Origin of the sequence: Zoogloea sp. LCSB751 (assembly GCF_002028455.1) — a bacterium.
In the GTDB taxonomy this organism is placed as follows: domain Bacteria; phylum Pseudomonadota; class Gammaproteobacteria; order Burkholderiales; family Rhodocyclaceae; genus Zoogloea.
Genome location: NZ_MWUM01000013.1, coordinates 49,665 through 63,770, shown reverse-complemented (window position 1 = coordinate 63,770; position 14,106 = coordinate 49,665). Strand labels below are relative to the sequence as shown.

Annotated in this window: 16 protein-coding genes and 1 tRNA gene; 11 read left to right on the top strand and 6 right to left on the bottom strand. The window is 66.2% G+C overall.

All coding sequences use genetic code 11. The annotated features are described in order from the left end of the window. Positions 1–87: 87 nt before the first annotated feature. The 6 genes from B4920_RS15340 to B4920_RS15315 all read left to right on the top strand — a co-directional run bounded on the left by B4920_RS15340 (position 88) and on the right by B4920_RS15315 (position 5,428). Positions 88–582 carry a JAB domain-containing protein gene (locus tag B4920_RS15340; RefSeq protein ID WP_004265610.1) on the top strand — a complete coding sequence of 165 codons (495 nt, stop codon included), beginning with the start codon at positions 88–90 and terminating at the stop codon, positions 580–582. A gap of 156 nt (positions 583–738) precedes the next feature. Further along, positions 739–1,185 carry a TIGR03757 family integrating conjugative element protein gene (locus B4920_RS15335; protein ID WP_003454745.1) on the top strand — a complete coding sequence of 149 codons (447 nt, stop codon included), beginning with the start codon at positions 739–741 and terminating at the stop codon, positions 1,183–1,185. Then, positions 1,182–2,132 carry a TIGR03756 family integrating conjugative element protein gene (locus B4920_RS15330; RefSeq protein ID WP_003454742.1) on the top strand — a complete coding sequence of 317 codons (951 nt, stop codon included), beginning with the start codon at positions 1,182–1,184 and terminating at the stop codon, positions 2,130–2,132. Before B4920_RS15335 ends, B4920_RS15330 begins: the two co-directional genes overlap by 4 nt. 9 nt (positions 2,133–2,141) lie before the next feature. Next, positions 2,142–3,545 (top strand): integrating conjugative element protein, encoded by a 1,404-nt coding sequence (locus B4920_RS15325; RefSeq protein ID WP_003454739.1) that lies wholly within the window; start codon positions 2,142–2,144, stop codon positions 3,543–3,545. Next, entirely contained in the window at positions 3,542–3,895 is a 354-nt protein-coding gene (locus tag B4920_RS15320; protein ID WP_004265620.1) for a hypothetical protein, read from the top strand. The genes B4920_RS15325 and B4920_RS15320 overlap by 4 nt, the downstream gene beginning before the upstream one ends. Positions 3,896–3,910: 15 nt before the next feature. Then, positions 3,911–5,428: a conjugal transfer protein TraG N-terminal domain-containing protein gene (locus B4920_RS15315; RefSeq protein WP_003454733.1), complete on the top strand. Its 1,518-nt coding sequence runs from the start codon at positions 3,911–3,913 to the stop codon at positions 5,426–5,428. A gap of 5 nt (positions 5,429–5,433) precedes the next feature. On the opposite strand, the gene B4920_RS15310 is transcribed toward B4920_RS15315, so the two are convergent. From B4920_RS15310 to B4920_RS15300, 3 genes are all read right to left on the bottom strand, one after another. Next, positions 5,434–5,805, bottom strand: a complete 372-nt coding sequence (locus B4920_RS15310; RefSeq protein ID WP_003454730.1) for a DUF3742 family protein — start codon at positions 5,803–5,805, stop codon at positions 5,434–5,436. 86 nt (positions 5,806–5,891) lie between these two features. After that, complete coding sequence (locus B4920_RS15305) at positions 5,892–6,356, bottom strand: type II toxin-antitoxin system YhaV family toxin (RefSeq protein ID WP_003454727.1); 465 nt, start codon at positions 6,354–6,356, stop codon at positions 5,892–5,894. Then, on the bottom strand, positions 6,356–6,673 hold the full coding sequence (locus tag B4920_RS15300) for a type II toxin-antitoxin system PrlF family antitoxin (protein ID WP_003454724.1): 318 nt from the start codon (positions 6,671–6,673) through the stop codon (positions 6,356–6,358). The genes B4920_RS15305 and B4920_RS15300 overlap by 1 nt, the downstream gene beginning before the upstream one ends. Before the next feature lie 313 nt (positions 6,674–6,986). Between B4920_RS15300 and mobH the strand changes: the two genes are divergently transcribed. Further along, entirely contained in the window at positions 6,987–8,834 is a 1,848-nt protein-coding gene (gene mobH / locus B4920_RS15295) for a MobH family relaxase (RefSeq protein ID WP_031329115.1), read from the top strand. A gap of 26 nt (positions 8,835–8,860) precedes the next feature. Here mobH and B4920_RS15290 read toward each other — a convergent pair whose 3' ends face one another. Beyond that, on the bottom strand, positions 8,861–9,166 hold the full coding sequence (locus B4920_RS15290; protein WP_003454714.1) for a helix-turn-helix domain-containing protein: 306 nt from the start codon (positions 9,164–9,166) through the stop codon (positions 8,861–8,863). A gap of 104 nt (positions 9,167–9,270) precedes the next feature. Between B4920_RS15290 and B4920_RS15285 the strand changes: the two genes are divergently transcribed. Next, positions 9,271–9,897, top strand: a complete 627-nt coding sequence (locus tag B4920_RS15285; protein WP_003454711.1) for a LysR substrate-binding domain-containing protein — start codon at positions 9,271–9,273, stop codon at positions 9,895–9,897. A 32-nt stretch (positions 9,898–9,929) separates the two neighbouring features. Here the strand turns inward: B4920_RS15285 and B4920_RS15280 are convergent, their stop codons facing one another. Both B4920_RS15280 and B4920_RS15275 read right to left on the bottom strand, forming a co-directional pair. Beyond that, positions 9,930–11,786 (bottom strand): integrase arm-type DNA-binding domain-containing protein, encoded by a 1,857-nt coding sequence (locus tag B4920_RS15280; RefSeq protein ID WP_004265627.1) that lies wholly within the window; start codon positions 11,784–11,786, stop codon positions 9,930–9,932. Positions 11,787–12,024: 238 nt separating this feature from the next. After that, positions 12,025–12,098, bottom strand: a tRNA-Gly gene (locus B4920_RS15275). Between the two features lie 68 nt (positions 12,099–12,166). On the opposite strand from B4920_RS15275, the gene thiS reads away from it, so the two are divergent. The 3 genes from thiS to trmB all read left to right on the top strand — a co-directional run bounded on the left by thiS (position 12,167) and on the right by trmB (position 14,105). Next, positions 12,167–12,394, top strand: coding sequence for a sulfur carrier protein ThiS (gene thiS, locus B4920_RS15270; RefSeq protein WP_079435566.1), 228 nt, complete (start codon positions 12,167–12,169; stop codon positions 12,392–12,394). 79 nt (positions 12,395–12,473) lie between these two features. Then, the gene (locus B4920_RS15265) at positions 12,474–13,259 is read left to right on the top strand and encodes a thiazole synthase (RefSeq protein ID WP_079435565.1); all 786 of its coding nucleotides are present in this window, start codon (positions 12,474–12,476) and stop codon (positions 13,257–13,259) included. A 108-nt stretch (positions 13,260–13,367) separates the two neighbouring features. Next, positions 13,368–14,105 (top strand): tRNA (guanosine(46)-N7)-methyltransferase TrmB, encoded by a 738-nt coding sequence (gene trmB, locus B4920_RS15260; RefSeq protein ID WP_079435564.1) that lies wholly within the window; start codon positions 13,368–13,370, stop codon positions 14,103–14,105. Position 14,106 lies beyond the last annotated feature (1 nt).

Below are 14,106 nucleotides of genomic sequence, written 5' to 3'. Positions count from 1 at the left end.
TCTTCTGCCGCTTGTTCTTCATCGTCCCCGGAGGGTTTGTCCCTCCCGGGACAGGCGTCCTCCGACTTCATCCCGTGGAGGTTCGCCATGTCCTATGTCGTCGCCGACTCGCGTCCCGAGTCGCTCAGCCTGATCGCCGCCCAGCACGAAGACTGGATCATCCGCCAGGCCATCGCCTTGCTGGAACAACGCATCTTCAAGGCCGGCCCGATGCTGAACAGTCCCGCCGCCGTGCGCGACTACCTGCATCTGAAGCTGGTCGCGGAGCCCAACGAGGTCTTCGCCGTCGTGTTCCTCAACTCTCAGCACCAAGTCCTCGCCTACGAGCCGATGTTCAAGGGCACGGTCGATCAAACCTCGGTGTACCCGCGGGTGCTGGTGCAGCGCGCCCTGGCCCTCAACGCCTCGGCGGTCATCCTGGCCCACCAGCATCCATCTGGCATGACCGTGCCTTCGGCCGCCGATCAGGCGCTGACCGACCGGCTCAAAGCCGCCCTGGCGATAGTCGATGTCCGGGTGGTGGATTACTTCATCGTCGGCAAGGGCACGCCGTACTCCTTCGCCGAATCCGGCCTGCTGTAGCGCCGCTGACCGCCTGGTCCCCGCGGGAGCCTCGGCTGCCGCTTTTCTTTCGCCTGTCTGCCCAAAGCGGAGCGCGCGCGGTGCGCATTCCTTGTCGCGGTTGGACTGCCTTCGGCGTTCGACTAGAGCCTTGCTCTCATTCCCAGGACGCCCGCCATGACGGCTCCCTTCTTGAAACCCATCCCGCGGCTGCGGTGTACGCGCATCGCCTGCGCGGGAGGGCTGCTGCTGTGCCTGCTCGGCCAGGACGCATCCGCAGCCGACGTGCTGGTCGTGACCGACAGCCGCCATCCCGTGCAGTCCGCATCCGGCGCGCGCGTGATCGAGCTGGATCTGCCCGAGCGCATCGAGGCCGAACTGGCCGCGGGCCTGCCTGCCGATCCGGGCCGCGCGGCCGCGCTCGTGCAGCAACGCCTGCGCGATGGCAGCCAGGCACTACAGCGCCGCATCGGCAGCGCCTACCAGGGCGTCGCCGATGCCTGGGGCTTGGGGCTGGCCAAGGTGCCTGCCGTGGTGGTCGATCGCCGCTACGTGGTCTACGGCGAGCCCGATGTCGCGCGCGCCGTGGCACGCATCGAATCACATCGGAGGGCACAGCCATGAACCGCCTGCTGTCGGCGTCGTCGCGCCGGGCCCGCCTTGCCATCGCTTCGGTGCTGCTCGGCGGCGCCGCTTCGAGCTTCGCGCTGAACACGGCTACCATCGTGTCCTCGGCCCTGTCGCCCGACTGCCTGGAATATCGCGTCGTCGGCATCTGCTACTGGCTGTTCTGCACCTGGACGGGCTGCACGGTGCGCACCTCGGTGAAGGTGCGCCACTACATTCCCGACGCGGTGGTGTCGAGCTACAGCAACACCGGCGAGAACCCGTGGATCGAGGTGCGCGCCATGAGCATGCCCAATCCCACGGCGCAGGCCGGCGGCGACGGGACGACGAACCACGACAACGAGAACAACCTGGCGAAGTTCAAGAACGCCGACGTGATCGGGCATCCCGGCGGTTCGGTGTTCAGCCAGTTCGCCAGCGCGTCCGGCTACGCCTGCCAGGGCGCAGGCACGGCCTTCATGCCGTACCTGCTGAGCACCCTCGACACGCTGGCCTGGCGCTACAACGTCCCGGAGATGGTGTACCCCGAGGCGGTGATCCCCGGCATGCGCGAGATCGGCGGCCGCACGACGCTCAACCTGTGGGGCAACGTCTATCCGCGCGGCGGCTTCCTGCATCAGACCGACGACTACAAGAGCGGCGCCGTCGTCGCGCAGCGCGCGGGCGATGTCGTCACGCGGCGCATGCAGCCGCACGTCTACCAGCCGCTGCTCGCGAGTTCGAGCGACGGCTATTGGCCGGCCGGCGCCCTGGTGGAGAGCGATGCCTCCACCGGCAAGTGGCAGGAGCTGACGCCGACCCTCTCCAACTCCTGCGCCGTGTTCCCCCACTCCAACACGCGCGTGCAGGCCCAGCAAGGCGACTACGCCTGGGCGCTGTGGCGGCCCTATGCCTGCTGCCAGCGCCGCGGGCAGGTCTTCCTCGGCAGCGTCGATTTCCTCTGAGGTATTCCGATGAAAGCGTCTCTCTCCCGTTTCGCACAGCGCGCCAGGCCCTACGCGCTCAGCATCGCGCTCGCCTGCGCCGTCACGGCCGCAGCCGGCGTCGCGTGGGCGCAGACCCGCATCAGCCCCACCGGCGTCGGCGTGAGCGGCAGCGTCATCGGCGACGACGTGCTCTACAGCATCGGCGGCGGCCGGGCCGTGTCCATGGGCGGCGCCGGGAACATGCAGAGCATCGGCGTGGGCATCGGCTGGAACAGCAACCTGATCTGCGGAAACATGAGCATCACGACGACGCTGCAGAACCAGTTGAACGGCCTCACCAATGGCTTTCAGCAGATCATGTCCTCGGTGATCCAGAGCGCCACCAGCGCCGTGGCGTCGCTGCCGGCCCTGATCATCCAGCGCGCCGATCCGGGCCTCTACAACCTGCTGACCAACGGCGTGCTGCAGGCTCGGCTCGATTTCGACCGCAGCAAGTTGACGTGCAAGGCGATGGCCAACCGGATGGCGGACATGGCCGGCGGCCAGGCCGGGTGGGATCAGCTCGCCGAAGGTTTCGCGCTGCGCGATGCGGTGAGCAGCACCGATGCGGTGTCCGCCGTCGAGCAGGCCGAATCGAACAAGGGCAACAACGGCGTGCCCTGGGTGGGCGGCGGCAACGCGGGCGGCTCGGGCCAGGGTTCCATCAAGGTGGTCGGCGACGTGACCCGTGCCGGCTACAACCTGCTCAACAGCCGCGGCGTCAGCGACACCTCATCCATCCCGCGCGCGTCCTGCGGCAACCGGCTGACCTGCCAAACTTGGTCCTCGCCGCAGGCCGCAGCGGACTTCGCAACCCGCGTGCTCGGCGAGCGCGAGCAACGCACCTGCGAGACCTGCACCAAGACGCAGACCACGCCTGGCGTCGGCCTGACGCCGGTGATCCAGGAAGAGTACGAGACCAAGCTGCAGGCACTGCAGGGCCTCGTGACGGGCTCGACGCCGATGACGGTGGCAAACCTCGAAGCCGCCGGCAGCAACTCGCTGCCGATCACGCGCGGCGTGATCGAGGCGCTGCGCGACGAGCCCGATCAAGACCTGCTCGGCAAGCGCCTGGCGTCCGAAGCCGCGCTGTCGAGCGTGCTGGAGAAGGCCCTGCTGTTGCAGCGCACGCTGCTGACCGGCAAGAAGGAGCCGAACGTCGCCGCCAACGAGCTGGCCGTGAAGGCGGTCGATCAGGAGAACAACGCGCTGGAGCAGGAGATCAACAACCTCAAGACCGAGCTGGAGCTGCGGCGCACGCTGGCCGGCAATTCGGCGATGGCGATCGTGCAGCGCCACGGCACCCGCGCCGCGGGCTCGCGCGGCATCTTCGAGGGCGACACGACGCGCGACCGGCTCAAGGAAGTGCAGAAGCCGCGGAGCGGGCCATGACCAGCCGGGCCTGGCTGCGGCCGGCACGGCTGCTCGGCCGCCGCGTCGGCATCGTGCTGCTGTGGGTGCTGCTGGTGGCGGGCATCGCGGTCGGCGTGAACGTCGTCGGCCTCCACATCGTCGGCAGCATCGACGGCTGGGAGCAGTGGCTGCGCGAGCACTCGGGCCACTTCCTCGTCTGGCGGCTGCTGCTCTACGCGGCGACGGCCTACGGCTGGTGGTGGATGCGTCGGCGCCTGCGCGAACGCGAGCCATTGGCCGAGACCCATCAGCGCCTGCTGCGCGCCGAGATCGCGGCCGTCGCCACCCTCGTGCTGCTCGAAGGCAGCCAGCTACTGCGCAATGGCTGAGCCCTGGAGAACGCCATGACGCTCAACACAACGGACTACCTGGAGTATTACCTGACCCTGGTCGGGTGGATCGTCAGCAACGGCATCTGGAACATCCTCGTGGCCAGCGGCGTATTCGCGCTGCCCTTCGTGGTCATGGTGGTGCAGGAATGGCTGCGCGCGCGGGCCGAGGGTGCGGACGAGGGCAACAAGGGGGTGCTGTCATCGATGCGCATCGAGAACCGCGTGTGGGTGGCGATCGTCGTCATCCTGTTCGCCGGCATCCCCTTCATTCCGGTCGACCTCAGCACCATCAAGTTCGACACGACGCGCTCCGCGCAATGCCAGGTCAGCGTCCCGCAGCCCACCGACACGGGCTGGTCGAACGCCTACACCACGCTCAACAACCAGAGCGCGCTGGTGCCGGTGTGGTGGTTCTTCATGCACGCCATCTCGAAGGCGGTGACGGGCGGCGCGGTGGCGGCCATCCCCTGCGGAACGGATCTGCGTCAGATGCGCATGGACGTGGATGCCACGCGCATCGATGACCCGGTGCTGGCCCAGGAGGTCGGCGACTTCGTGCATGACTGCTACGGCCCCTCGCGCGCCAAGCTGTTCATGTCTCGGCCCACGCTCTCCGACGAGCAGATGAATGACGTGACCTGGATCGGTTCGAGCTACTTCCTGAACAACGCGGGCTTCTACGACACCTACCACTCGAACACGCCACGCACGGCCTGGCCCTACGACGCGACGCGCGATGCGGGGCTGGCCCAGGTGGATAGCGGCGGGGGCTACCCCACGTGCCGGCAGTGGTGGTCGGACGGCGGCAGCGGCCTGCGCGCGCGCCTGCTGGCCCAGGTCGATCCCGACCTGCTGACGCGCATCGGCCGCTGGGCGGGCTTCCTGTCGCAGAGCGAGGTGAACGACTCGGTGATCCGCGCCGTGGTCTCGCCGCGGCAGCAGAAGATGAACCAGGGCTCGGTCTACACCGACTACGGCGGCCAGATCGAGAAGACGCTGCCCAACGTCGTGACGCGCGGCGCCGGCGACCTGGGGCTGACCATGGGCTCGCTGGGCTTCTTTCCGGCGATGGACGTGGTACGCCAGGCGCTGCCGATGGTGCTGTCGCTGCTCAAGATGGCGCTGGTGATCTGCATCCCGCTGGTGCTGGTCTTCGGCACCTACGAGCTGAAGGCGCTGGTCGCGGTGAGCTGCGTGCAGTTCGCGCTGTTCTTCGTGGACTTCTGGTTCCAGCTCGCGCGCTGGCTGGACAGCACGATCCTCGACGCGCTCTACGGCTGGGGGTTCGGCGCGAACCGGCCGCACAGCAACTTCGATCCGCTGATCGGCCTGAACAACGCCTTCGGCGACATGCTGCTGAACTTCGTCATGGCGACGATGTTCATCGTGCTGCCTACCTTCTGGGTGGCTGCGCTGGGCTGGGTAGGCGTGCGCGCGGGAACGGCAATTCAAGGGCTGGCGGCAGGAACCAGGGATGCCCAAGCTGCTGGCGGCAGGGGTGCGGGTGTCGCTATGAAAGCAGCGAAGTAACGCCTCTAGGCTTGCTCGTCTTCTGGATCGTGGGGGTCGATCCGGTAATCGTCATGGGTGTAGAGGCCGTACCCGGCAGGGCCGTATCGCCATTCCGGCTTGTGTTCCTCGTCGTAGCTCCCATCGTCGTTGCGGACTACCCAGGCGCCGACCAGCGCGAACGCAAGCAGCAGTGCCAGCCAGAACGCGGTGTAGAGCAGGACACCGATCGCAGCGAGCTTGACGGCCAGCAGCGCGGCCTTGGCAATGCCAGGCGCCCATCCCTGCGCGAGCAGCCAGCCCTGCGCCCGCCGATCCAGACGCGCGCAGCCTCTCCACGCCCGGCCCAGTGTCCGGCCGAGGCGTTCTGCGAAGGTGGTCTGTGCGGCGGTCTTCATGGTGGCTACCTCATGTTCATCCTGTCGTGTGGCTGTGATCCCTGTCCGTGTCGCGATTGAAACCTGTGCTGTTCTTCAACCGCGGTCTAGTCCTTGTCTGCTGCGCGCCAGTCGGCCTGGCTTGCGGCCACCAGCGCCGCCCAATCGTCCGGCGGGTTGCCGCGTCCCAACATCTTCTCGAACACCGCATAGGGGTCGGACTTGCTGCCCGACGACCGCAAGGTCTGCTCGTCGTTGACCCAGGCGAACACGATCGCCTTGGCCTTGGAGTCGAAGCGGAAGAACAGCCGGAACCGCCTCCCGATCTTTGCGCGCCGCCAGTGCCGGTAGGCCGGCCCCAAGGTGTTGCCCTGGCGGAATTCGTCGCGCGCAGGATCGCTCGGCACGACATCCATGATCAACTGGCTCAACGCCCGGAACAGCTTGACGTTGGCGTTGCTCTCGAACCCCTGCGGGTCGTTCTGTTCGGCCCGTTCCGCGGCCGCGTGCAGCTTGCGCAACTGCTCGATCACGCCCTCGTGGAACAGGAGCGTCCAACCGTGCCGCTGCATCAGAGCGCCACTTCGCCTTCGATGTCTTCATCGAGGTTCACCGCGTGGTGCGCGTTGGCCAGCATGGCCCGCGCCAGATCGTCCGGCAGGGACTGGACGTGCCGCCCGGCCCGGATGTCCGCTTCCAGCAGCCCCAGGAAGGCGCCGATGGCCGGGTCTTCATGGTCGGCGTCGGCGCGGGTCACGACGACTTCGCCGCCGCGCAGGTCGAACGCCACCTTGCCGCCGGTGTCCACGCCCAGCGCTTGCCGGATGGACTTGGGCAGCGTGATCTGACCCTTGGAGGTCAGCGTCGCGACTTCGTGGATTTCGGGCATGGCGGCACTCCTGATGGCAATGCCTGGATGGTAAGGAAATTTCCTTACCTTGTCAATCTGGGTGTGCATGGTGCTCCGTCCGGTCGATGAAACGGCTCCATCGTAGGGGCGGCACAGCCAGCCTTCCCGCATCAATCCGACTTGGGCCAAACCCGCATTGGTTGTGGTTCGGCAGGCGTCGTTGCCCTATATCCAAAGGTTTCCGTAAAGGCCAAAGGGCTGGGGAAGGGGCAAGGGAATGGGGCCAAGGGGAAAGGCCCTACCCGAAAAGGCCAAAAGGCTCTCCCGACCGGCCCGCCGTCTGGGGTTCGCCATGCTCTCGCTGTTCCAACGCAAACGGGTGCCACCTGCCGCCAGTGCGCCACCGCCCAAACCTCCCGCCGAGCCCGGCAAAGGGCTGATGCGGCCGGAGCCGGCCGCATCGCTGCTGGCGACGCCGCGCCGGCAGAAGCTGCTGGAACACATCTGGCAGCGCACCTCGCTGTCGCGCCGGCAGTTCGCCACGCTGTACCTCGCCCCGCTGGAACGCTACGCCGAGCTGGTCCAGCAATTCCCCGCGTCGGAGGCCCATCACCACGCCTATCCGGGCGGCATGCTGGACCACGGCCTGGAGATCGTCGCCTACGCGCTCAAGCTGCGGCAGTCGCATCTGCTGCCCGCCGGCGCCACGCCGGAGGCGCAAGCCGCCCAGGCCGAGGCCTGGACCGCAGGCACCGCCTATGCTGCGCTGCTGCACGACATCGGCAAGATCGCGGTCGACCTGCACGTCGAGTACGCGGACGGCACGGTCTGGCATCCCTGGCACGGCCCGCTGCGGCGGCCGTACCGCTTCCGCTACCGCAGGGAGCGCGAATACCGGCTGCACAGCGCCGCCACCGGGCTGCTCTACGCCCGGCTGCTCGATCCGGGCATCTTCGACTGGCTCGCCGACTACCCGGACCTGTGGGCCGCGCTGCTGTACGTCCTGGCCGGCCAGTACGAGCACGCCGGCATGCTCGGCGAACTGGTCGTGCAGGCGGACCAGGCATCCGTCGCCCAGGAACTCGGCGGCGATCCGAGCAAGGCCCTGGCAGCGCCCCGGCACGCACTGCAGCGCAAGCTGCTCGATGGCCTGCGCTACCTCCTGAAGGAAGAATTCAAGCTGAACCAGCCCCAGGCCTCGGATGGCTGGCTGACCCAGGACGCGCTCTGGCTGGTGAGCAAGACCGTCTCGGACAAGCTGCGCGCGCATCTGCTGTCGCAGGGCATCGACGGCATCCCGGCCAGCAACACGGCGGTGTTCAACGTGCTGCAGGATCACGGCATCGCCTTGGCCACACCGGACGGCAAGGCGATCTGGAAGGCCACCGTCACCAGCGATGCCGGCTGGTCGCACAGCTTCACCTTCCTGAAACTGTCTCCGGCCATGGTCTGGGATGCGGCCGACCGGCCGGCGCCGTTCGCGGGTCGCGTGCAGGCCGACGAGGAACAAGGGGCGCCGACACCGCAGGCACCGGCATCCGAAGCGCCAGGCTTGGAAAGCGCCGATACGGCGCCACCAAGCATCGCGCCGACCGTCCCTATGCCCACCGACAACGGCGTGGCTGCGCTGCTCGATCTGCTGAGTGACACGGCCCCACCCGTAGCGCCGGAGGCCCCGAGCGAACCCGAGCCTGCCTCGCCACCGGCGCCTACGGTGCTGCCGCAGATAAGCCTCGCGCCATTTCAGGATCGGCCGGAGCCATCCGGCGAGCATTTCATGGCCTGGCTGCGTCAGGGCATCCAGACGCACAAGCTCATCATCAACGACGCCAAAGCCTTGGTGCACAGCGTCGCCGGAACGGCCTACCTGGTGAGCCCCGGCGTCTTCCAGCGCTATGCGCAGGAACATCTGCAAATCGCCGCACTGGCGAAACCGGAGAACCTGGAGGGATGGCAGTGGGTGCAGAAGCGTTTCGAGAAGCTAGGCCTGCACCGCAAGCAAGCCAGCGGGCTGAATATCTGGACCTGCGAAGTCACGGGGCCGCGCAAATCCAGGCGACTGCACGGCTACCTGCTGAGCGCTCCCGAAGCGCTGTTCCAGGAAATGCCTCCGGACAATCCATACCTGCGCCTCCTCACCGAGGCCGTAAAGCGCGAAAATTCAGCCGCCGGTAATAAGAACGACAACGAACAGGGGTAGACAAGGAGCCACGGCGCGGGCCGGCTTCAGTCCGCTGATTTAGGCGGAGCCGTCTCTGCCAGCTTGGCTTCAGTCAGCGCCATCAAGTGGGCAGAACTGCATTTCAGCGCACGGGCGATTTTGAGAATGAGGGGGAGCGTGGGGACATGCTCGCCACGCTCGATCTTTCCCATGTGCGAACGCTCGATTCCTGACAGATGAGCCAGCGTTTCCTGGGCGATGCCTTGACTGGTTCTTTCTTCGCGCACGGAGGCCCCAAACGCGATGGCTGGTTCCGCTTCGTAGGTTGTTGTCCCGGTGGGCCGGCCTCTTTGAATCGAACGCTTTTGCATTGCCAAAAGCGTCGAGGATTGACACGATATAAACCACGTTAAACTTAACTCAATAGAAGCGACTTCATCGGTCGCCGCGAGTTCACTGCCTGGAGGAACTGGACGTGAAATCGAGCGATGCCTCCACTGAAATCCGGGTGGCTGTGCTCGGCGAGTGGGTGCCTTCACCGCTTGCCGACTTGCTGGCGTTGCAGCGCGCCGAAGAGCCAGAGACCGCCACCGCCTTGATCGGATGCAGTTCCACAGCGCAGGCGCAGGAACTGCCGCACGATAACTTTGACTTGGCCCTGTCCACAGCCGCCTGGGAGTGGCCAGGCTGGGTGTGCGAGCCGTTGTGGCATGACACGCTGGCAGTCGCCGTCGCCAAGCGCTCGCACCTGCTGTCCTACCGTGAAGTGCCTCGCCAAGAGCTGCTCAAGCAGCCGTTGATCTGCGCGCAGTCAACGGCCGACGAGCCGTGGCGCGCGGTGGCGCATGGCCTGGTCGAGGATGCACCGCAGGGCCATGAGCAGACCGTCAGCACCTTCGACATGGCGATGACGCTCGTCTCCGCGGGCTACGGCATTGCCGTCGCACCCGCCGCGAGACTGACCTGCTACCTGCGTCGCGGCATCGCCGCGCGGCCATTGGCTGGCGCACCCATCATCGTGATGGCCTACCTGCTTCGCCCGTCCTCGTCCTTGACCGAGCCCCAGGAAAGATTCGCCCGCCGCGCGCGCTCCGTGTCCTGAGACAGGGGCGCGCACTGCTGGGCGCTGGCGCGCTACGCAAACGCCACCTGCTGCGGGGACCACTCGCTTTCCTTCACCGTCGTGCTCACCGCCATGATGATCTTGTCGAGATTTGTGGCACTGACGCTTTCCAGAGCCGAGCCGCCGCGCAGCTTCGCGCGCGGCTGCAGGAGCGCGTTGTAGATCTGCCAAGGGTCGGCGCCCCTGGTCAGCTTGAGGACCGCCTGGATCAGCGCGTGCTTGACCGGATCGAGATGCCAATCCGGCACGCGCTGACCACGGTTGCCCAGGTTCAGCGCCAGCAGGTTGCCGGCCTTGATCTCGTAGCTGATCCACCGGCGGGACTTGCCCGCCATCTTCGCGTACTCGGCGACTGGCAGGTTGTGTGGTGCCTCGAAGACATCGACCAGTTCCATCCGCTGGCGCTGTATGTCGGACAGCGGTTCCTCCATGACGGAACGCGGCAACGGCACTGCGGGCAGCCGATGCGTCTCGGCTGACACCAGTGGCATCGCGTCTCCCGGCCTGGTCACGATCAGGAGCGGCGCCGACGCGGCCGCTGGTTTGGGTGGCGCACTCGCGGCTTCCTCATCCGAGAGGACGGGCACGCCCTCCAAATGAATGGTGAGCGGCATGCTCGCTGCCTCGACCATGTTCTGCTCGAAGAGATCGAGCCGGTCGGCCCAATCCTGCATCATCCGCCGCCGCTGCTCGACGTACTCGGCGTGGTTGTAGGTGGCACTGACCTTGTTGGGATCGACGTGCGAGAGTTGCGCGTCCACCCACACCTTCGGGTAGCCGATCTCGTTGAGCGCGGTGGACATCGTGCCCCGGATGCCGTGCCCGGTCAGCAGGTCGCGATAGCCCATGCGCTTGAGCGCGCCGTTGAGCGTGTTCTCGCTCATGCGCTTCTTCAACTCGCTGTCGTGGCGGAACAGATAGTGCTGGGCCGGTTTGAGCTGTTCGAGCAGGTGCCGGACGATCTCGATGGCCTGCACCGACAGCGGCACGATGTAGGGTGGAATGTCCTTGGGCAACTGGCGCTTCCTGCGCATGTCCACCTGGAGCTGCTTCACGACCTCGGGCGGGATGATCCAGAGGCCCCGATCGAGGTCGAACTGATCCGGCGTCGCCAGGCGCAGCTCGCCCGTGCGCACGCCGGTGAATAGCAGCAGCCGCAGACCGAGCTGGGTCTGCAGCCGGCCACGATACTTGCGCAGGCGCTGCAACAGCTTCGGCAACTCGGCCATGCGCAGGAACGGGTTGTGGTTCACCGGGGGCAGCGGCAGCGCCACCACGTCGAGGTCGGAAGCCGGGTTCTGCTCCAGGCCCGGCACGACCACCAGCGCGTAGCGGAACATCTGGTTGAACCACGTCCTGACTTTCTCGGCGACGGAGAGCGCCTTGCGCCGCTCGATCCTGGCGATCACTTCCAGCAGGTCAGGGCGTTTGATGTCGTAGATCGAGCGCTTGCCCAGCAAGGGCAGCACATCCTTGGCGAAGACGCGAGGGAGGATCGAGAGGGTGGTCTGCCGGCCCTTCTTGAGGCCGCGTTCGCGGTGGGCAAGCCACTTCTTGTAGATCGCCTCGAAGGTGTTTTCACCGGCGAGTTTGACCGCGGCGCGCTTTTGCTTGCGGTGAAGGCGCGGGTTGATGTCCTTGGCCACCAAGGCGCGCGCCTCGTCACGCAGGGCGCGTGCCTCACGAAGGGACACCTCGGGATAGGTGCCCAGCGACATGCGCTTGGGCTCCTTCATCCAGTAGTAACGGAAGTGCCAGCTCTTGCTGCCCGTGGCCGTCACGGCCAGGGAGAGACCATCGATGTCTGGAAGTGTGTAGGCCTTGCCGGTGGCTTTGGCTTGGCGGACCACCAAGTCTGAGAGTGCCATGCTCTAGCTCCTGAACATGAGTCAGGAACCAGATGCTTAACCCATCGACCTCAGCGCCCTAGCAACAATCCGGAAGCCGTCGTGCCCGCAAAAATGGACACAAAAATGGACATAAACGTCGTGGCTTCAGGTGGATTTCCGTGGAGCCCACTGGAACATCGAGGTGTCGAAAACTCAACCAGAATCAACGACTTACGATGCCTCTTGGACTTCCTCAGAATTCCCTGGAACGATGCAGTGGAGCGGGCGATGGGAATCGAACCCACGGCTCTAGCTTGGGAAGCTAGGGTATTACCATTATACGACGCCCGCTCGAAGGACAGTGATTGTACTTATGGTGAGGGCGGAGGGCAACCGGCGAGGCGTGGTAAACTGCGGCCATGTCTTCCCAAGCCCCATTTCATCCCCTGGTCCTGACCGTCAACGGCGAAGCGCGCAGCTTCGCGGCGCCCCTCAGCGTGGCGTCCCTGCTCGACAGCATGGGCCTGACCGGCAAGCGTCTGGCGGTGGAGCGCAACGGCGAGATCGTGCCGAAGGGTCTGCATGCCGAGGCCCAGCTGGCCGATGGCGACCGGCTCGAGATCGTCGTCGCGGTGGGCGGCGGCTGATCGGCGGCTGCGCCGTATTTTCGGGCCGCGGGGCCTCTCCGCTTCATACGTTCAACTCATTTTTCAGGTTGGCTTCCCCATGGACGATTTGCTGACGATTGCTGGCAAGAGCTATTCCTCCCGGCTGCTGGTGGGAACCGGCAAGTACAAGGACTTCACCGAGACCCGCGAGGCCATCGTGGCGAGCGGTGCGCAGATCGTCACGGTGGCGATCCGCCGCACCAACATCGGCCAGGACCCGAAGGCGCCCAGCCTGCTGGATGCGCTGCCGCCGTCCGAGTTCACCTACCTGCCCAACACGGCCGGCTGTTACACCGCCGAGGATGCGGTGCGCACGCTGCGTCTGGCCCGCGAGCTGCTGGACGATCACAAGCTGGTCAAGCTGGAAGTGCTTGGCGATCCGCACACCCTGTTCCCCAACATGCCCGAAACCCTGAAGGCCGCCCAGGTGCTGGTGAAGGAGGGCTTCGAGGTGATGGTCTACTGCGCCGACGATCCGATCCAGGCCAAGATGCTCGAAGACATCGGCTGTGTGGCGGTGATGCCGCTGGCCTCGTTGATCGGTTCAGGCATGGGTATCCTCAACCCGTGGAACGTGCAGCTGGTGCGTGACGCGGTGAAGGTGCCGGTGCTGGTGGATGCCGGTGTTGGGACTGCATCCGACGCGGCCATCGCGATGGAGCTGGGCTGCGACGGGGTGCTGATGAACACCGCGATCGCGCTGGCCAGGGATCCGGTCAAGATGGCCGGGGCCATGAAGAAGGGCATCGAGGCCGGCCGCGAGGCCTTCCTGGCCGGGCGCATGCCCAAGAAGTACTACACCGCCAGCCCGAGCTCGCCGACCAGCGGCCTGATCGGCAGCTGAGTTTTTTTGTATTTTTTGTAGGGGCGAATTCATTCGCCCGCGGTGCTTCATGCACTGACTGCGGGTGAATGGATGCGCCCCTACATGTTCTGAATTCCGGAATCCGCCATGAGCGAAGAACAGCAAACGCCCCCGTCCGATGCATCCGACGCACAGTCGTCCACGCCGGGCGGCCGTCTTACGTCCCAGTCCATCCGCAGCTTCGTGCTTCGCCAGGGGCGCATGTCGGAGGCCCAGCATCGTTTCCTGGAAGAGATGATGCCCAGGGTCGGCCTGGAGTACCGGCCGGAGCCGGTGGATCTCGACGCGGTCTTCGGGCGCAAGGCGCCGCACATCGTCGAGATCGGCTTCGGCATGGGTCAGGCTACCGCCGAGATCGCCCGGGTACGTCCGGGCGACGACTTCGTCGGCATCGAGGTGCACGCGCCGGGCGTCGGCGGGCTGTGCAAGCTGATCGACGAGGGCGGCCTCACCAATCTGCGCATCGTCCAGCATGACGCGGTGGAAGTGCTGCGCGACATGATCCCGGAAGGCTCGCTGGCCGGTGTGCATATCTACTTCCCGGATCCGTGGCCGAAGAAGCGTCACCACAAGCGCCGCCTGGTGCAGGGGCCCTTCGTCAAGCTCATCGCCTCGCGGCTGGTGCCCGGTGGCTACCTGCACTGCGCCACCGACTGGGAGGAATACGCCCACCAGATGCTGGAGGTGTTGTCCGCCGAGCCGCTGCTCGCCAACACCGCCGACGGCTTCGCGCCGAAGCCGGATTACCGGCCGCTGACCAAGTTCGAGAACCGCGGCCTCAAGCTCGGCCACGGCGTCTGGGACGTGGTCTTCAAGCGGGTCTGAG